The 19051-nt window shown below is 64.9% G+C and carries 14 protein-coding genes; 6 read left to right on the plus strand and 8 right to left on the minus strand.

The features are described 5' to 3' along the window. Positions 1–16: 16 nt before the first annotated feature. Entirely contained in the window at positions 17–772 is a 756-nt protein-coding gene (locus ACL2XN_RS15020) for an IclR family transcriptional regulator (RefSeq protein ID WP_413728971.1), read from the plus strand. A gap of 62 nt (positions 773–834) precedes the next feature. On the opposite strand, the gene dhbA is transcribed toward ACL2XN_RS15020, so the two are convergent. The 4 genes from dhbA to ACL2XN_RS15040 are packed head-to-tail and all read right to left on the minus strand — an operon-like array spanning position 835 to position 5263. Continuing rightward, entirely contained in the window at positions 835–1593 is a 759-nt protein-coding gene (gene dhbA / locus ACL2XN_RS15025) for a 2,3-dihydro-2,3-dihydroxybenzoate dehydrogenase (protein WP_410012397.1), read from the minus strand. After that, complete coding sequence (locus ACL2XN_RS15030) at positions 1590–2447, minus strand: isochorismatase family protein (protein ID WP_410012399.1); 858 nt, start codon at positions 2445–2447, stop codon at positions 1590–1592. Before ACL2XN_RS15030 ends, dhbA begins: the two co-directional genes overlap by 4 nt. Beyond that, positions 2448–4079: a (2,3-dihydroxybenzoyl)adenylate synthase gene (locus tag ACL2XN_RS15035; protein WP_413730977.1), complete on the minus strand. Its 1632-nt coding sequence runs from the start codon at positions 4077–4079 to the stop codon at positions 2448–2450. An 11-nt stretch (positions 4080–4090) separates the two neighbouring features. After that, the gene (locus ACL2XN_RS15040; RefSeq protein ID WP_410012400.1) at positions 4091–5263 is read right to left on the minus strand and encodes an isochorismate synthase; all 1173 of its coding nucleotides are present in this window, start codon (positions 5261–5263) and stop codon (positions 4091–4093) included. A gap of 251 nt (positions 5264–5514) precedes the next feature. On the opposite strand from ACL2XN_RS15040, the gene fepB reads away from it, so the two are divergent. Beyond that, complete coding sequence (fepB, locus tag ACL2XN_RS15045; protein WP_413730978.1) at positions 5515–6450, plus strand: Fe2+-enterobactin ABC transporter substrate-binding protein; 936 nt, start codon at positions 5515–5517, stop codon at positions 6448–6450. A gap of 74 nt (positions 6451–6524) precedes the next feature. Here fepB and entS read toward each other — a convergent pair whose 3' ends face one another. Continuing rightward, entirely contained in the window at positions 6525–7808 is a 1284-nt protein-coding gene (gene entS / locus ACL2XN_RS15050; RefSeq protein WP_413728972.1) for an enterobactin transporter EntS, read from the minus strand. A gap of 132 nt (positions 7809–7940) precedes the next feature. Between entS and fepD the strand changes: the two genes are divergently transcribed. The 3 genes from fepD to ACL2XN_RS15065 are packed head-to-tail and all read left to right on the plus strand — an operon-like array spanning position 7941 to position 10725. Further along, entirely contained in the window at positions 7941–8927 is a 987-nt protein-coding gene (fepD, locus tag ACL2XN_RS15055; RefSeq protein WP_410012402.1) for a Fe(3+)-siderophore ABC transporter permease, read from the plus strand. Further along, positions 8927–9928, plus strand: coding sequence for an iron-enterobactin ABC transporter permease (gene fepG / locus ACL2XN_RS15060; RefSeq protein WP_413728973.1), 1002 nt, complete (start codon positions 8927–8929; stop codon positions 9926–9928). Before fepD ends, fepG begins: the two co-directional genes overlap by 1 nt. Beyond that, positions 9925–10725: an ATP-binding cassette domain-containing protein gene (locus tag ACL2XN_RS15065; RefSeq protein WP_413721974.1), complete on the plus strand. Its 801-nt coding sequence runs from the start codon at positions 9925–9927 to the stop codon at positions 10723–10725. Before fepG ends, ACL2XN_RS15065 begins: the two co-directional genes overlap by 4 nt. 3 nt (positions 10726–10728) lie before the next feature. On the opposite strand, the gene ACL2XN_RS15070 is transcribed toward ACL2XN_RS15065, so the two are convergent. The 3 genes from ACL2XN_RS15070 to fes form a co-directional block, all read right to left on the minus strand. Next, entirely contained in the window at positions 10729–14691 is a 3963-nt protein-coding gene (locus tag ACL2XN_RS15070; RefSeq protein WP_413728974.1) for an enterobactin synthase subunit F, read from the minus strand. A 35-nt stretch (positions 14692–14726) separates the two neighbouring features. Continuing rightward, positions 14727–14933: an MbtH family protein gene (locus ACL2XN_RS15075; RefSeq protein WP_410012406.1), complete on the minus strand. Its 207-nt coding sequence runs from the start codon at positions 14931–14933 to the stop codon at positions 14727–14729. Between the two features lie 101 nt (positions 14934–15034). Further along, entirely contained in the window at positions 15035–16306 is a 1272-nt protein-coding gene (fes, locus tag ACL2XN_RS15080) for an enterochelin esterase (protein WP_413730979.1), read from the minus strand. A 315-nt stretch (positions 16307–16621) separates the two neighbouring features. On the opposite strand from fes, the gene ACL2XN_RS15085 reads away from it, so the two are divergent. After that, on the plus strand, positions 16622–18919 hold the full coding sequence (locus ACL2XN_RS15085; protein ID WP_410012407.1) for a TonB-dependent siderophore receptor: 2298 nt from the start codon (positions 16622–16624) through the stop codon (positions 18917–18919). Positions 18920–19051: the final 132 nt, after the last annotated feature.

Raw genomic sequence — 19051 nt, forward strand, 5'->3', positions numbered from 1 at the left:
AATAGAGTTCACATACATGAACGAAGTCAAAAGCGCGGTGCGCGTATTGGAAGTACTCGAACTGCTGGCGCAGGCGGAAAAACCGCTCGCCCTGAAAGAGGTGGTGGACGAGTTGGGCTACCCGAAAAGCAGCACCCATAACCTGCTGGCGACCCTGGTGGCGCGCGGCTATGCGGTGCGCGGCGAGGCGGATCGGTATACGCTGAACGACACGTACCGCAACGGCCCGGGCTGGATTTGCGGGCCGGAGGCCAGGCTGATTGAACTGGCCGGGCCGGTGATGCGCGAGCTGCGCGACGGCTGCGGCGAAACCATCATGCTCGGGGTACTGAACCGCGATTGCCGGCTGAAAACCCTGGAGCGTTGCAGCGGCACCCAACCGGTGCGTTACGAGTCGCCGTTGGGCAGTTGCCTGCCGTCCTATTGCACCGCCATGGGGCGCGCCCTGCTGGCCGCCCGGGACGACGGCCAGATCGAGCGTTACCTCGCCCATGAACGCATCGTGCAGTACACCCGGCATACCCTGGTGGACCGCGATCTTATCCGCCAGCATATCGCCAAGGCCCGCCGGGACGGCTTCGCGGTGTCGGATCAGGAGATGGATATCGGCGGTTCGGGGGTGGCGGCGCCGGTGCTGAACGCCAAGGGGGAAACCGTGGCCGCGCTGAATGTGGCGGCCCTTTCCAGCCGTTTCGCCGAGCGGCGCGAGGATATTATCGCGGCGGTGAAACGCCATGCACTATTATTGAGCAACCGGCTGGGCTGGCACTGAATCAGGCCGGCCGGCGATGAAACACGTCCGCCGGCGTTAGCGCCCGGCGGGCCGCAACGGCATCAGGCGGCAAGGGTCGCGCCGCCGTCGATGACGATATCCTGCAAGGTAATATGGCCGGCATGTTCCGAGGCCAGGAACAGCACCGCGTCGGCAATCTCGCGCGGCCGGGCGATTTTCCCCAGCGGAATGCCCAGCTTGAATTGCCCGGGAAAACCGGCAATGGTCCGCTGTTCCGCATCCGCGCTTTGCCACAGGCCGCGCTGCATCGGCGTATCGGTCGAGCCGGGCGACACCAGGTTGCAGCGCACTCCGAACGGCGCCATTTCCAGCCCGACGGTCATGCACAGGCTTCTCAGCGCCGCTTTCGAGGCGCAGTAGGCGGACATGCCCACGCGCGGCACGTGGGCGGCGTTGGAGGCGATGCTGACGATGGCGCCTGCCCGCTGGCGGCGAAATACCGGCAGGGTATGGTGAAAAAGGTTAAACGCGCCGCCGGCGTTGACCGCCATGCAGTCTTGCCAGTCCTGGAGGTCCAGGCTATCGGTGGCCCCCATGCGCAGGATGCCGGCGCCGTTGACCAGGACATCCAGCCGTGGGTTTTCCTCAAGCAGCGCCCCGCACACCCGTCCGACCTGGGGGGCATCGGTGATATCCAGCAATTGCGTGCGAAACGGGTAGCCGTCGCCGGCAAAGCGCCGGTCCAGTCCGACCACGTCGGCTCCGGCCTCGCTGAACGCCAGCGCGGTCTGGTAGCCGATGCCCTGACCGGCGCCGGTCACCCAGACGCGCTTACCGCTGAAATCCAGGCTGATAGTCATACGTTATGCTCCGGCGCCAGTAATTGCCACCAGCCGTTAAGGGTCGGGTTCCGCGCCAGCGCGACAAAATCCAGCCCCGCGCGCGCCTGCCGCCAGCGGGTGGCCAGCGTCATGATGCGCACCGAATCCAGGCCGTAGTCGATCAGGTTGTCATCATCGCCCAAATCACCGCAGTCGTCGTCGAGCATCGGCAGGATCAGCGCGCGCAGGTGCGCCTTGCTGATGGGCGCCGGCAACAAATCGGCGGTCATCAGCACGCGCCCGCAGCGGCCGGCGGCATAACGCAGGGCCATCAGATGGTCGTCGCGGGTAAAATCGGCCAGGGCGTCCGCCACCAGCAACGGTTTGATATTGCGCATAAACGCATCGGCGGCGGTCATCAGGCAGCCGATATGCGCATAAACGCCGCAGATAATAAGCTGGTTGCGGCCGCGCTCGGCCAGCATATCCGCCAGCGGGGCGCGGTGAAAGGCGCTGTAACGCCATTTGACCAGGACCTGGTCATCGGCGTCGGGCGCGAGGGCGGCGATGACCGCCTGCTGTTCGGGATACTGGTTTAACCCCGGCCCCCACATATCGTTTAACAGCCCGCGATCTTCCTCGCTCTGCCGCGCCGGTTGGGCGGTATAAAACACCGGGATGCCCTGCGATTTACAGTAGCGGCGCAGGGCGGCGATATTCTCCACCAGCCGGCTGACCAGCGCGCTGTCCCCGCCCCAAAAGTTAAGGAAATAGTCCTGCATATCATGGATAAGCAGCGCCGCGCGCTGCGGCTCAAAGGCCCAGTTGACCTTATTGGCGGGCAGTTCCGCCGGAGTGGGCATGGCATAGGAAACCAGTTTCGGGATGGCCATTTATTTTTCTCCTGTGGCGGGGGTGGCGGTGGCGGCGTCGATCAGCAGGCGCAGTCGTTTTTTATCGACCTTGCCCACCGGCGTAAGGGGCAATGCGTCCACCCGTTCAAAACGGTCGGGCAGTTTAAATTCCGCCACCCCCAGCTGGCGCAAATGGCGGCGCAGCGCCACCGGTTTGATCTCCTGCGTAACGACAATATAGGCGCAGCTCTTTTCCCCCATCAGCGCATCGGTCATGGATACCAGGGCCGCATTCACCACGTGCGGATGGCGCAGCAACAGGTTCTCGACTTCTTCGGCGGCGATCTTTTCCCCGCCGCGGTTGATCTGATCTTTTTCGCGTCCCTGTACTTTCAGGTAGCCGTCGTCCGTCAGCTCGATTAAATCGCCGGAACAATAAAACCCGTCGGCGTCAAACGCCGCGGCGTTGTGCTCCGGGCTTTGGTAATAACCGCGAAACGTATAAGGCCCGCGCGTCATCAGGCGTCCCACGCGGCCCGGCGGCAGCGGATTGCCCTGCCCGTCGGCCACCCAGACTTCATCATCCGGCGATATCGGACGGCCCTGGGTGGTAAAGATATGTTCGTCGTCATCGTCCAGCCGGGTGTAGTTCACCAGCCCTTCGGCCATGCCGAACACCTGCTGCAGCCGGCAGCCCAGCTCCGCCGGAATGCGCGCGGCCAGGGCCTCGCCAAGCTTGGCGCCGCCGACCTGCAATAATTGCAGGCTGGCCAACTGCCCGCTGTCGCCCCATTGTTCCATCGCCTGCAGCCACAGCGTCACGGCGGGCGGCACCAGCCCGGTGACGGTGATCCGATGTTGCGCTATCAGCGGGAAACAGACGTTGGCGCTCGGATCGCTGGCCAGTACCACGCTGCCGCCGCCGTAAAACACGCCCAGCGCGCCCGGCGAGCTCAGCGGGTAGTTATGGGCCGCGGGCAGCGCGCACAGGTAGCGGGTATCCTCATCGAAACGGCAGATGTCCACGCTGGCGCGAATACTGTAGTAGTAGTCGTTATGGGTGCGCGGAATCAGCTTCGGCGTGCCGGTGCTGCCGCCGGACAGCTGGAAAAAGGCCACCTCGTCGGCGGGCGACGGGGCGGCGGTGAACGCGCCCGGCGCTTCGTCGAATAATGCCTGTAAACTTGTTTGCGGCGCGTCGTCGCCGCGCATCGCCACCACCCGCAGCGACGAATGCTGCCGCCGCAGTTCATCGATAAAGCCATTATCGCTGAACAGCCCATGCTGCCGGTCGGCAATCAGCAGCGCCGGCCTGATTTGCAGCGCATAGGCGGTAAGTTCGCTGCGCTGGTGGCTGAACAGGGCATTTACCGGCGCCACGCCGATTTTCAGCAGGGCGAACAGCACCAGGTAAAATTCCGCCACGTTGCCCAGCTGCACCAGCGCGGTATCCCCCGCCGCCAGCCCGCGCCGGGCAAGGGCCGCGGCCAGCCGGTCGGACAAGGTGTTGACATCCCGGTAGCTCAGGCGGCGCTCGCCGCAGGCCACCGCCAGCGCGCCGCTGTCTTTACGGCGGTCGATAATATCGGTCAGGGGCAAATCCAGCCAGTATCCCCTGGCGCGGTAGCGGGCCGCGAACTCATCCGGCCAACGGTTAAATACAATGCTCATCATCTCTCCTGTTAATGCAATCCGAACGCGCTCAGCATGGTATCGAGCTTGACGCCGGTTTCGCGCCACTCCGCGTCGGGGAGGGAGGCGGGCACGATGCCGGCGCCGGCGAACAGCCGCACCTGGTTGCCCGCCACCCTGGCGCAGCGGATGGTTACCACCCATTCGCCATTGCCCTCCTCGTCGCACCAGCCCACCATGCCGCCGAACAGATCGCGGTCGAAGGGTTCCAGGGTCTGGATTAAGCGGCGCGCGCGATCGGTGGGGGCGCCGCACAGCGCGGGCGTGGGATGCAGCAGGCAGGCCAGCGCCAGGGCGTTGACGGCGGGGTCCGCCACCTCGCCGTCGATGGCGGTGGCCAGATGCCAAAGGGTGGGCGTATTGACCAGGCCGGGTACGGGCGGCACGTTTAAACCCGCGCTGTAGGGCGCCAGCACTTCGCGCATCTGGTCGATAACCAGCTGATGCTCATAGCGGTCCTTGACGGAATCCAGCAATTGGCGGCCGGCGGCGGCGTCACGGCCCGGCTCGGCGTCGCGCCGGGCGGAACCCGCCAGCGGCGTGGAGTAAAACCGGTTGCCGGTCTTGCGCAGCAGCAGCTCCGGGCTGGCGCCCAGCAGGGCGCCGTTGTCGAGGGGAACATGGAAATTGTAACTGGCGGGATTTTGGGCCGCGATGCGCCGCATCAGGGCCGCGGTATTCACCGGTTCCCGGGTGGTGATATCCAGCAGGCGCGCGAGCACCACTTTACTCAGCCGTTGCTGGCCGGTGGCCTCCACCGCTCGCGCCACCATGTGTTTAAAGTCGCGCTCCGGCGGTCGCTCGATTTTGCCGGTTACCTGCGGCAAGGGTTCGGCGGGCACATTCCGGCTTTGCAAAAACATCTCGCGATCGAACCCCTGGCTGCGCTGCGGGATAAACAGCGCCGCGGGCCGGTCGGCATCGAAGGGAATGGCCCCCACCACCAGCGGCCGTTCAATGCCGGCGTTTCTGGCGCGCCGGAAGGCGTGGCGCAGCTCCCGCTGAAACACGCCATCGGGCTGATCACCCCTGCCCGCGGGCGCGCTGATGGCGCAGAAACGACCCTGGGTAACGAAGCTGCGATAAGGCGACATGAAAAAAAATCCGTTTATAAGGGCATCCGCGTCGCCTGGTGTTGTCTGTCGAAACAATGAAAATTCCACGTGACGATCTCCGCTATTATCAAATGATAAACACAATAATAATAATTATCATTTGTATTGATAGCACATAAACTACGTCGTAGAATCTGCCGTGTCAATGAACGTAAACACTGCCTCACCCGCGCAAGGGTGGATTTGATTGCCCGTTTTTTGTCATCATAAGGCGGACAAAACCAGCCCCTACCCCAGGAATACCAGACATGATCACTCTATTGTCCCGGCGCCGATCCGCCTGCAATTGGCTCGCCCTGATGGCCCTGCCCTTACTGCTGGCGGCCGCGTCCCCGCGCGCCGCTGAAAACGGCTGGCCGCGGCAGGTGGCGGGCGCGCATGGCGCCATTACCCTGGATCACATGCCGCAGCGCATCGTATCCACAAGCGTCACCCTTACCGGCTCGCTATTGGCCATCGGGGCGCCGGTGATAGCCAGCGGCGCCACCACGCCGAATAACCGGGTCGCGGACGAACAGGGCTTTTTTCGCCAGTGGAGCGATGTCGCCCGGCAGCGCGGCGTCAAACGCCTGTACATCGGCGAGCCGGATGCCGAGGCCATCGCCGGCCAGAATCCCGATTTGATTATTATCGCCGCCACCGGCGGCGATTCGGCCCTGCGCCTTTACGATCAGTTGTCGCCGCTGGCGCCGACCCTGGTGGTCAATTATGACGATAAAAGCTGGCAGGACCTGGCCCGGGAGCTGGGACAAGCCACCGGCCATGAAGCGCAGGCCGCGGAGGTCATCGCCCGCTTCGACGCCCGCCGGCAGGCGCTGAAACAGCATCTGGCGCTGCCGCCGCAGCCGGTATCCGCCCTGGTATACCAGCCGGACGGCAAAGCCGCCAACCTGTGGACCGCCGATTCGCCGCAGGGCCAGCTGCTGCGCCAGCTGGGCTTTACGCTGGCCGAACCGCCCGCCACCCCCGTCGGCGGCCGAAGCATGGGCGTGCGCAAGGACATCGTCCAGCTGTCCGGCGAAAACCTGGCCGCCGGCCTGAACGGGCAAACCTTTCTGCTGTTTGCCGGCGATGACGCCAGCGCCCGGTTGCTCTTGGCCAATCCGTTCCTGGCGCATCTGCCGGCGGTGCAAAACCGCCGGGTCTACGCCCTTGGCAACGACACCTTCCGCCTTGATTACTACAGCGCCAGCAATGTGCTGGCCCGCCTGGAACAGCTGTTCGCCAAGCCGTGATCTTTCCCCATCCTGCCGCGTGGCTAACCGCGTCATGCCGCGGCCATTCCCGGCCGGGCGGGGATTCATGGCGGTTATGGCTCACTGCGGCCGGCGGGCGGGATTTCATCCGCCGGCCGGCCCTGATCCCGATGCCGCGCCATATCCACGGCGCGCAGGCCCCGCAGCGCCAGCGCCGGCAGTAGCCCCGCCAGGGCCGCCGCCAGGCCGAACGCCGCGGCGGCCAGCCCCGGCGGCATCAGGGTGCCCAACCCCCCCAATACCAGCGCCCCCAGCGCGTCGCCGGTGACGTTCTGCGCGGTCCACAGGCCGTTGATGCGGCCCAGCAGATGATCCGGCGTCAGCTGTTGTATCAATGCATATTGCAGCAGCGAGTTGATGGCGCTGAAATAACCAAAGCCCGCCAGACACAGCAGCGCCAGCGCGTAGCACGGCATCAGGCTGCATGCCGCGACGCAGATAAACGCCATGACGGCGGTAAGCAGCAGCATTCTTCCCGGCCGCGCCGTGGCGGCGACGCGGCCGCTGGTAAACGCGCCTATCGCCGCGCCCAGGGGCACCGCCGCATACATCAGCCCCAGCCGGGCGGCGTTGATATGCCAGCTTATCGCCAGCGCCGGGTAAAGCACCCGTACCGCGCTTGCCATGGTCAGCAGGGCGCCGATCAGCGCCACCAGGCCGATGGTTTTATGACGAAACAGATAGGCCATGCCGCCGGCCAGCGCGTGCAGCGGGTGTTCCCGGGGCTGGGGAGGCGGCGCCAGCCTGGGCAGGCGCAGCAGCGGCAACAGCGTCAGCAGCGTGCCAAGCGCCGCCAGCCCGTAGTTCCAGGCCACCCCGCCGGAGGCGATGACCAGGCCGCCCGCCGCCGGTGATAAAATGGCGCCGAAGCGCACGGTCAGCATGCTGATGGCGCCCGCCTGCATGACATTTTCCCGCCCGACCAGCGACGGCGTGGCGGCCAGCAGCGCCGTCACCCCCACCGCGCCAAAAAAACCATCCCACACCGCCAGCAGATAAATCGCGAACAGGGACGGTACCGGCAGCAGCGCGTTAAGGCACAGGCCGATAAACCCCACCCCGCAGGTTGCGCGGGCAAACAGGATAAGCCCGCGCCGCTCGCGGCGATCCGCCATCACCCCGCCGGCCAGCAGGCCGACGAACATACCGCCGCCCGCCAGCGTCACCGCCAGTCCGACCTGCAGGGTGGACCCCGTCATGGCCTGTATCTGCACCGGCACCGCCACCGCCAGCATGCCGAGCGCCAGGATGGACAAAAACCGCGCGATAAAAACCGCCCGGAAGGCGGGGTGGGTTTTCAGCAGGCTGATATCGAGTAAATACGAGGGTTTTTGCATAAGACGCTAACTATCCGGGGAATTCGACGCCACTGGGCGCTGCAATCAGGGAAGCAGTCATGCTATCATAAGTTATTGCGAGTAATAACGATAATAAATATCATTATCATATAATTTATGGTTTAGCCTTTTATGCGCCATTATTACGGATTGCTGTTAAGCGGCGTGCTGTTGGCATTATTGATGGCGGCGAGCCTCTTTATCGGCGCCAAAACCATTCCCGCCGACCAGGTATTGCCCGCGCTGACCGGCGCCTGCCGCAGCCCGGATTGTATTATTATCCTCGAGAGCCGCCTGCCGCGCACGCTGGCCGGGCTGCTGGCGGGCATCGCCCTGGGGCTGTCCGGCGCCCTGATGCAAACCCTGACCCGCAATCCGCTGGCCGACCCCGGCATTCTTGGCGTCAACGCCGGCGCGGGGTTCGCCGTGGTGCTGGGCATCACCTTTTTCGGCGCCGCCTCCATCGATCGCTACCTGTGGTTTGCCTTTGCCGGCGCGCTGGCCGCCGCCCTGCTGGTGGCGTTAATCGGCGCGGCGGGCGGCGGGCGGCTGAACCCCATTCGCCTCACCCTGGCGGGCGTGGCGCTGGGCGCGGTGCTGGACGGCATGGCTTCCGGTATTTCCTTGCTCAATCCCCTGGTCTACGACCAATTGCGCTTCTGGCAGGCCGGTTCGCTGGATATCCGCAGCATGGCGGCGGTAAACGCCGTTATCTGGCCTATCGTCCTGGGCACCGGTCTGACGCTTTGGCTAACGCGGGCGCTCAATACCCTGGGCATGGGCAGCGAACTGGCGACGGCGCTGGGCTCGCGGGTGGGCCTGACGCAGCTGCTCGGCCTGGCGGCCATTACCCTGTTATGCGGCGCGGCTACGGCGCTGGCGGGGCCGATAGCCTTTATCGGGCTGATGATGCCGCATATCGCGCGCTGGATAGCCGGCCCGGACCACCGCTGGCTGCTGCCCTGGACGCTGCTGCTTACGCCGCTGCTGCTGCTGGGCAGCGATATGGCGGGCCGGGTGATGGTGCCCGGCGAGCTGCGCGTATCGGTGATAACGGCGCTGCTCGGCGCGCCGGTGCTGATAGCCCTGGTACGCCGCCACCGGATGATAAGCCGGTGATGATGGCGAACCGGCACGCCCGGATCAGGACGTCGCTGACCGTCGGCATCCTGCTGCTTGCCTGCCTTGCGCTGGCGATTTACGCCCTCGGCGCCGGGTCGCTCCCGCTTCCGGCCCGGCAGGTGGTGGACGCCCTGCGCGGCGCGGCGGCGCACAATATCCAGGTTATCGTGACGCAATGGCGGCTGCCCAGGGTGGCGATGGCGTTATTGCTGGGCGCGGCGTTGGGCGCCAGCGGCGCTATTTTCCAGTCGTTGATGCGCAACCCGCTCGGCAGCCCGGATGTCATGGGTTTCAATACCGGCGCGCACAGCGCCGTATTGATAGCGATAGTGCTGTTCAACAGCAGCTATCTGGGCATAACCGGCGCGGCCCTTGCCGGCGGCCTGCTGACCGCCGCCGTAGTCTACCTGCTGGCCTGGCGCAACGGCATCCAGACCTTCCGGCTCATTATCGTCGGCATTGCCGTTCGCGCCCTGCTGGTATCGCTTAACACCTGGCTGGTGGTCAGCGCTTCGCTTGAATCCGCCCTGACCGCCGGGCTATGGAGCGCCGGATCGCTTAACGGCATGACCTGGGCGAAATGCCCGCCGGTGGCCGTGCCAATTGTCCTGGCCTTTGCCCTGGCCCTGGCTTTGTCGCGGCGCATGCGCCTGTTGGAAATGGGCGATGACGCCGCCTGCGCGCTCGGCGTGCCGGTGGAAAAATCGCGTCTGGGACTGATGCTGGCGGGCGTGGCCCTGACCGCCGCCGCCACGGCCGCCGCCGGCCCCATTTCCTTTATCGCCCTGGTGGCGCCGCAGATTTCACGCCGCCTGGCGGGCAGCCAAACCCTGGCGATCCCCCTGGCGGCCCTGACCGGCGCGCTGCTGTTGCTGGCGGCCGACCTCGCCGCACAGCGTATGTTTACGCCTTATCAGCTTCCGGTCGGGGTGGTTACCGTCAGCATCGGCGGCCTCTATCTGATCGGCTTATTAATCCGGGAGTCGCGAAAAAAATGAGCGCCCTTACCCCGTCGTCCAGCCGCCTGCGGGCGGAAAATCTTACGCTCGCCTATGATAAAAAAGTGATTGCCCGCGATCTGTCCATCACCATCCCCGATGGTGAACTGACGGTGATCATCGGCCCCAACGCCTGCGGCAAATCGACGTTGCTGCGCACGCTCAGCCGCCTGATGCGGCCCGGCGAGGGCACCGTATGGCTGGACGGCCGGGAGATCGGCGCCTACGCCACCAAGGAGGTGGCGCGGCGCCTGGGATTGTTGCCGCAAAGCTCCAGCGCGCCCGGGGATATCACGGTGGGCGATCTGGTGGCGCGCGGACGCTACCCGCATCAATCGCTATTAAGCCGCTGGAGCGGGCGCGATGAACAAGCGGTGCAGGAAGCGATGCGCGCCACCGGCGTCGCCGGGCTGGCGGAACGGCCGGTGGATACCCTGTCCGGCGGCCAGCGGCAGCGGGTCTGGATCGCCATGGTGCTGGCGCAGCAAACGCCGCTGCTGCTGCTGGACGAACCCACCACCTGGCTGGATATCGCCCATCAAATAGATCTGCTGGAGCTGATGCGCGAGCTGCACCGCGCCGGCCATACGCTGGTGGTGGTGCTGCACGATCTTAATCACGCCTGCCGCTACGCCACCCATCTGGTGGCGATGCGCGACGGGCGTATCCTGGCCCAGGGGGCGCCCGTGGACATCGTCACCGCCGAACTGGTGGAGGCGGTATTCGGCCTGCGCTGCATGATCATCGACGATCCGGTCTCCCATACGCCGATGATCGTGCCGCTGGGCCGGGGCTGACGCCTACAGTTCCCTGAGCGCCTGGTTAAGCAAGGGTCCGAGCACCTGGAACGACGCGGGCGAAATAATATCCACATGGGCGCAGTCCAGTTCGTGCACGCGCAGCCGGTCCACATAATCTGACCAGGTCCGGCGCACGTCCATAGCGGCGGGCAGCGTGCGCCGGGCCACGAACAGCGTGGCTTCTCCGGCAAAATACGCGCTGCGGCTGGCCGCCAGCAGGCGTACCGAATCCGCATAGTTGCCCTCGATGGCATCGAACAGCCGCCGCTGTTCGTCCCCCGCCGGCTCCGCAATACCCTGTTGCGCGGCGATGAACTGCTCGCGCTCGCGCCGTACTTCCTCCAGCACTTCGGGGTCCAGCACATGTTTACCCTGCACCGCGTCCCAATTGCGCGTCTCCGGCGGGTAGGTATCGAGCAGGCCGAGAAACGCCACCGTTTCCCCCGCCGCGCGTAAACGGGCGGCAATACCCTGCGCCAGCGTGCCGCCCAGCGAATAGCCGATAAAATGATAAGGGCCGTGCGGCTGTATGCCGCGCACCGTCAGCAGATGCGCGTCGCACACCTGCTCCAGCGTGCCGTACCGCTGCAGCGGACCGTCCGGACGCGGCGATTGGATACCCACCAGCGGCCAGCGCGGATCGATATAGCGCCGCAGCACGCTGAACTGCCAGGCGAAACCGGAGGCGGGATGAAAGCAAAACAGCGGCGGGCCCTCGCCCTGGCGCAGCGGCAGGACCGCGTCCAGTCCGGAACGCCGGATAGCATCGCCGGGGTCGTTATCCACCTCATCATCAAACAGCGCGGCCAAGCGCGCCACCGTCGAGGCCACCATCACCTGTCCGACGGTTACCGGCTTACCCACGTCGCGGCGCAGCTCCGCCGCCAGCCGCATCGCCAGCAGGGAATGGCCGCCAAGGGCAAAAAAGTCATCATCGACGGACCCGATCTCCTGTTGCAACAGTTGCGCAAACAGCGCGGCTACCCGCCGCTCGATGGCGGTTTGCGGCGCTCGCCCCCGTGTCGCCCGACGCGACTGGGGTAACGGCAGCGCCTTGCGATCCAGTTTACCGTTGGCGCTGAGCGGCAGGGCCGGAAGTTCGACCAGCGCCACCGGCACCATATGCGCCGGCAGCCGTTCGGCCAGGGCGTCGCGCAGCGCCTCGGGGTGCAGCTTTTCACCCGGCTGCGCCACCAGATAGCCGACCAGTTGCCGCGCATCGCCGCCGATGCCGCCATCAGGCGCGGCGCCCAATACCCGGGCATGGGTCACCGCCTGGCGCACGCCCGGCAATAACAGCAGCGCATGATCGATTTCACTTAACTCCACCCGCTGCCCGCGGATTTTAAGCTGATCATCGCTGCGGCCCAGGTACTCCACCGCGCCGTCGTCCAGCCAGCGGGCAACATCGCCGGTGCGGTACATCCGCCCGCCGTCGCCGTCGGGATCGGCCACGAACCGGCTGGCGGTCAGCTCCGGGCGCGCCAGGTAACCCTGGGCCAGTTGAACGCCGGTCAGGTAAAGATCGCCCGCAACGCCCGGCGGCACCGGCCGCAGCCGCCCGTCAAGAATGCGCAGGCCGGTATTCCATACCGGGAAGCCGATCGGCACATGCGCCCCGCGCACCGCCGCCAGCGTCTCGCCGTGGGCCGGGTACCAGCTGACGTCCACCGCGGCCTCGGTGGGGCCGTAGAGGTTATGCAGCTCCACCCCGGTGCGCCGCTGCCACAGGCGCGACAGTTCGGCGGGCAACGCCTCGCCGCTGCAAAATACCCGCCGCAGGGTGGCGCAGCAGGCGATGGCGCCGTCATCGGCAAGTGAGGCGACAAACGCCGCCAGCATCGAGGGGACGAAATGCAGGGTGGTAACGCGGTAATCGGCGATAAGCTGCAGCAACACCTGCGGATCGCGGTGGGCGTCCGGCGGCGCCATGACCAGCCGCGCGCCGTTGATAAGCGGCCAGAAAAATTCCCACACCGATACGTCAAAGCTACAGGGGGTTTTTTGCAGCACCGCGTCATCCGCGCTCAGCGGATAGCGATCCTGCATCCACAGCAGCCGGTTGACGATGGCGTCATGGGCCACCACCACGCCTTTCGGCCGTCCGGTCGACCCGGAGGTATAGATAATATAAGCGGGATGATGGGCCGACGGCCGGGGGAAATCCCGCGGCAGCCGCGGGTCCGCTGTCAACGGCGCCTCATACAGCAACAGATCGCCGCGGCCGTCGAACCGCGCGGCCTGTCCGGCGCAGGTGATAATCAGCCGCGGCCGCGCATCGTCCAGCATCAGTTGCAGCCGCTCGTCCGGATAACCGGTGTCCAGCGGCAGGTAGGCGGCGCCCACCTCGATAACCGCCATCAGCGCCAGCGTCAGGAATACCGAGCGCGGGAGCGCGACGGCGACGATATCGCCCGGGCGTACCCCCTGCGCCGCCAGCCGTTGCGCCAGCGCCAGCACCTGCCCGCGGGTTTCGCCGTAGGTCAGGCGGCGCCGCGCATCCGCCAGCGCCACGGCCTGGGGCGTGCGCAACGCCTGGCGTGCCAGCAGGGTGGCGAGCGTATCCGGCGCCAGCGTTTTACCGGTATCATTGATGCGCGCCAGCAGCGCGCGGTCGGCCTCGCCCAGCAAATCGGCCTGGCCGCATGGCAGCGCGGGATCGGCGGCAAACTGGAGCAGCAGCAGCGGCAGGCGCCGGGCATGGCCGGCCAGCTCGCCGGCGGTATACCGCTCGGCGTTGGCCACCAGTTCCACCGCTACCGTTTCTTCCCCAAGATAGAGCGCGATTTCCAGATCGCGCACCGGCCCGGAAGCCAGCGCGTGCGTCACGCCCTCCACCCCGGCGAAATCAAGCTGGAAGTCGAACATCTTCAGATTAAATACCGGGCCGAACAGCGGTTGTTCATCCCCTGTGCGGCCCAGGTCGCGCAGTACCTGTTCCGCATCATAACGCTGATGGCGGCGCAGGCTCTTGAGCTCGCCGGACAGGGCGGCGGCCAAGGCGCCCAGCGTCTGCCCCGGGCCGACGGTCACGGCCAGCGGCAGGACATTGATCACCGGACCGGTGGCATCCAGGGCGGCCGAGGCCATACGGCGCATAAAGATAAAACCGGCGGCATAGGACGGTTGCCCGCACAGCCGGGCAAACCATAACGCCACCAGCGCCAGGGCCAGATCGGCGATGCCCGGCGCGCGCTCCTCCCCCGTGACCAGGCCGGCGAACAGCCGGCTATCGAGATCAAGCGCATAACGCAGCACATGGGTGGTGGCGGCCTGGCCGGACAACGGTTTGAGCGACAGCGTGCCCGGCGCCGGCAGTCGGCCGGTTTTTTCGCGCCAGAAAGCGGCGTCGCGGCGCCAGGCATCCGACTGATAATACGCCTGATATTCCTCCACCACCCCCTGAAAGGGGGTAAAAGGCGACGGCGGCGGCGTTTCCCGGCGCATGAAGGCGCTATACAGCACGGCGATGCGGCGGGTGATGGCGGTAAAACTAAAGCCGTCGACGATCAGATGATGATAGCGCTGATACCAAAACCAGCGATCGCGGGCCACGCGAATCAGCAGATGCCGGTACAACGGTTTGCCGCTCAGCACCCGCAGATCTCCCGCCAGATCCTGCTGCATCAGCGCCAGCGCGGCGTTCCGGGCGTCGCCGGCGGCGCTGAGATCCACGCAATCGGGACGGTCAAAGGTCAGATCGCCGTCAACCCATTGCACCGCAATGCCGTCACGCTCGGCAAAACGCATGCGCAGGGTGTCGGCTTCGCCCATGCCCTGGTCGATGGCGCGCAGCAGGCAGCCTTCATCGATATCGCCCTTAAGCTCGATATAGTGCGCCACCGCATAGGCGTTGGGCTGCGCGGAAAGTTGGTCTGCCACCCAGATACCGGGCTGCGCCGCCACCAGCGGCAGTTCGGCCGGCTGTCCATCGGCGCCGGTTGGCAAGGATATTTCTGACACGGCGGTAACTCCTTAAAAACGATGGGTTGCGCTGCTTATGCCCCGCGCAGCGCGGCGGGACGCATATCGGTCCAGTGGGTCTCAAGCCACCGGCCGCATTCCGGGCGCGGCGCCGGGCCAAAAACCGGCGTCCATCCGGCGGGCACCGGGCTGAAATCCGGCCAGAGGCTGTATTGGGCCTGGCGGTTTTGCAAAACCAGACAAATCTGTTGCGGATCGTCGAAGGGGTTGGGGTGTTCCAAAACGCACTCCTTATTTTGTGGCGATAGCGCCAATGACGGGGATTGCCCGGGGCGAAAATAGCCAGGCCGGGCATGGACGCGGGAAGCGCGGGCCGGGGGCGCTAGCGGCCGGGCGACCAGAGCGCGGCCAGCCCGTCCAGCAGGCCGCCGCGCCAGCACAGCGCGTCATGGCCGCCGTCCACCACCCGGTAATCAACCCGGTGCCCTTGCCGGCGCAGGAGTTCCACCACCCGGTCGTTTACCTGGTGAATAAGCCGCTCCCGGTTGCCGGCCTCGATAAAGACCTTAAGCGCCAGTCCGTCGCCCAGGCCCCGCCCGATCTGCGCCGGCAGCCCACGGTCATCGCCGGAGGCGTCCCGCGCCTGTGCCGCATCCCGGTCGGGCCACCAGAACGAACCGGACTGGCTGAGCACGCAGCCAAAATGCCCGGGCCAGTTTAAGGCGGCATACAGGGCGGACAGGCCGCCATAGCTTTGCCCCGCCACCACCGTCGTCGCCGGATCGGCGCGGTACGGCGCCCAGGCTGCCAGCTGCGGCAGCAGTTCTTCCCGTACCGCCCGCCAGAATTCAGGGTTGCAGGTTAATTCACGCCCGCGCCGTGGGCTATCGATGGCGTCAATCAATACATAGACCGCCTCGGGCAGGACCCCGGCGCGCGTCATATGCAGCAACGGCGACCAGACCGGCATCTGCCGCGCCCAGAACTGCCCGTCCAGCAGGATGGCCAGCGGACGCCCGGGCGCATGCCGGCGTCCGCTGGTGAATACCCAGATATCGCGGCTGTTGCCCAGGCGTTCGCTATGCCAGCGATGGCGCTCCAGCCCTGCGGGCGGCGGCAGCGGCGGCAGGGTGCGCCCGGCCACCGGGCCAAGCCTGTCGTACTCGTTCCAGGCCGTCTGCGGGGGCGCCAGCGGCATATGCAGCGCGGAAACCGGATGGCCGCGTCCGTTGGTCCAGGCGCGCAGCGGATTAAGCCGGTCGGCGACCGCGCCGGAAAATAAACCACGCCAGGCGTTACGCAGCGCGGCGCGGTCCATGGGCGCCGCCGCGCCGAACGCCCCGTCGTCCCGGCATGGGATAAAGCAATAACTGCCGCGCCACCGCGCGCCGAGACTGGTTTGCCAATACCAGACATCCGTGCCGGCAATACGCTCCAGGCTTTGCGGACCGGTATCGCTATGGTGGTCGGTCACGCCGCTGATGTTAATCCATACCCGGCGGATAGGGGACGCGCGCTCGTCGCCCCCGGGGTCGCGCCACAGGAATATCACGCCGCACTGCCCGGACGCACCGGCCTCCACCCAGGGCGCGCCCTGGCGTTCCACCTCCCGCCACCAGTCGTCGCCGCCCACATCGGCGCGGGCCAACATCATTTTTTTCACCGGGCGCGATTCCTTATGTAAACCGTGAATGTAGACGTTTTAATCTAAAACGTAAACTAAATACTATTGATAATTATTTCTATTTGCAATAGTGTGTAAAAGTTCCATTAAGGGTCGGTTTTATTTGTCAATGGCGTGGCCGAACGAGGGAATAACGCAATGTTAACAGCGATTTAACATTGCGTGCTAGCCGCCGGCAGTTGCTGAAAAAACTGCTTATTTTATCCAATTTATAACATAGCAGGCCGTCCATACTGCTGGCTTTCGCCGGAGCAGTCACGGGATCGGCTACAGATCAGGGAACATATGCATACCACATTCTCAGGTTACTCCTTAGCGACCCTAATCAGTCTGGGTCTGGGAACTCTGGCACTTCCTTTGGCCGCGCCTGCGGCCGACAGCACGACCACAGCACCGGTATCAACCTCCGCGACGACGGACGACGCCACGGCAACCAGCGGCGGCAAAAGCGCGGCGGGCGATACCATCGTCGTCACCGCGGCAAAGCAAAATCTCCAGGCGCCTGGCGTATCCACCATCAGCGCCGATGAAATCAGGAAACGGCCGCCCGCCCGCGATGTGTCGGAAATCATCCGCACCATGCCCGGCGTCAACCTGACCGGCAATTCCACCAGCGGCCAGCGCGGCAACAACCGCCAAATCGATATCCGCGGCATGGGGCCGGAAAATACCCTGATCCTGATTGATGGCCTGCCGGTCAGCAGCCGCAACTCGGTGCGCCAGGGCTGGCGCGGCGAGCGCGACACCCGGGGCGATACCGCCTGGGTGCCGCCGGAAATGATCGATCATATCGAGGTGATCCGCGGACCGGCGGCGGCGCGCTACGGCAACGGCGCCGCCGGCGGCGTGGTGAATATTATTACCAAAAAAGACACCCGCGATTGGCATGGTTCATGGAATACCTATCTGAATATGCCGCAGCATGACGACGAAGGCGCGACCAAACGCACCAACTTCAGCCTGTCCGGGCCGCTGAGCGACGCGTTCAGCTTCCGCCTGACCGGCGGCTACAGCAAAACCCAGGCCGACGCCCAGGATATTAACGACGGTCATCAGTCCCTGCGCACCGGCACCTATGCCGATACCGTCCCGGCCGGACGCGAAGGGGTCAGGGACAAAAATATCGATGCCCTCCTGCACTGGGATTTGGCGCCGATGCAAAGCCTGGAATATGAAACCACCTACAGCCGCCAGGGCAATATCTACGCCGGCGATACCCAGAACACCAATACCAGCCAGTTGGTGCAGGACAACTACGGCCATGAAACCAACCGTATCTATCGCCAGACCCATGCCCTGACCTGGCGCGGCGCCTGGGACAGCGGCGTCAGCACCCTTAATTACCTGCAATATGAGCGCACAAAAAATACCCGCCTGGACGAGGGGCTGGCCGGCGGCACGGAGGGGATTTTCGCCAGCAATGATTTTTCCACCATCCAGCTGGACAGCGTGCTGGCGCATACCGAACTCAGCGTGCCGTTTGAGCTGGGGGTCAACCAGACCCTCACGGCCGGCAGCGAGTGGAACCAGCAGAAAATGAAGGATCCGGCGTCGAATACCCAGACCCTCCTGGGCGGCGCTATCCCGGGCGTGGCCAGCACCGGACGCAGCCCCTACTCCTCGGCCGATATTTTCTCGCTGTTCGCCGAGGATAATATGGAACTGACCGACAGCACCATGCTGGTGCCGGGGCTGCGCTTCGACCACCATTCCATCGTCGGCGACAACTGGAGTCCTTCGCTTAACCTCTCGCAGGGGCTGGGACAGGATTTCACCCTGAAAATGGGCATCGCCCGCGCCTATAAAGCGCCGAGCCTGTTCCAGACCAACCCCAACTACCTGCTCTATAGCCGCGGCCAGGGCTGTGCCGCCAGCACCGGCGGGTGTTATCTGCTAGGTAATGATGATCTCAAGGCGGAAACCAGCATCAACAAAGAAATCGGGCTGGAATTTAAACGCGACGGCTACCAGGCGGGCGTGACCTATTTCCGCAATGACTACCGCGATAAAATCGAGGCGGGTTATGTGCCGACCGGCGTCTCGACCAACGGCGCGTCCGATATCTATCGCTGGGAAAACGTACCCAAGGCGGTGGTGCAGGGATTGGAAGGTACGCTGAATATCCCGGTTAGCGAAACGGTTTCCTGGAATAACAATGTTACCTATATCATTGAAAGCAAAAATAAAGAGACCGGGGACTACCTGTCGATTATTCCGGAATATACGCTGAATTCCACCCTGAGCTGGCAGGCGCGCCAGGATCTGTCGCTACAGTCCACCCTTTCATGGTATGGACGCCAGAAACCGAAAAAATACAACTACAAGGGCGAACGCGTTACCGGCAGCGAAACCAATGAGGTCAGCCCTTACGCCATTGTCGGCCTGAGCGGCACCTACGATATCAACAAATACGCCAGCCTGACCCTGGGCATCGACAACGTCTTCGACAAGCGCCAGTTCCGCGCCGGTAACGCCCAGACCACCGGCAACGCCGCCACCAACGCTTATATGTACGGCGCCGGCGCCGCCACCTACAACGAACCGGGCAGAACCTTCTACCTTGGCCTTAACACCCACTTCTGATGTGCGGGTAGGCTTATGTTGCCGTGGCGGAGGTTTCGCTTGCCGTGTGCGGGTAGGCTTATGTTGCCGTGGGGGAGGTTTCGCTTGCCATGTGCGGGTAGGCTTATGTTGCCGTGGGGGAGGTTTCGCTTG

This window comes from Sodalis sp. RH22 (assembly GCF_047324165.1).
In the GTDB taxonomy this organism is placed as follows: domain Bacteria; phylum Pseudomonadota; class Gammaproteobacteria; order Enterobacterales; family Enterobacteriaceae; genus Acerihabitans.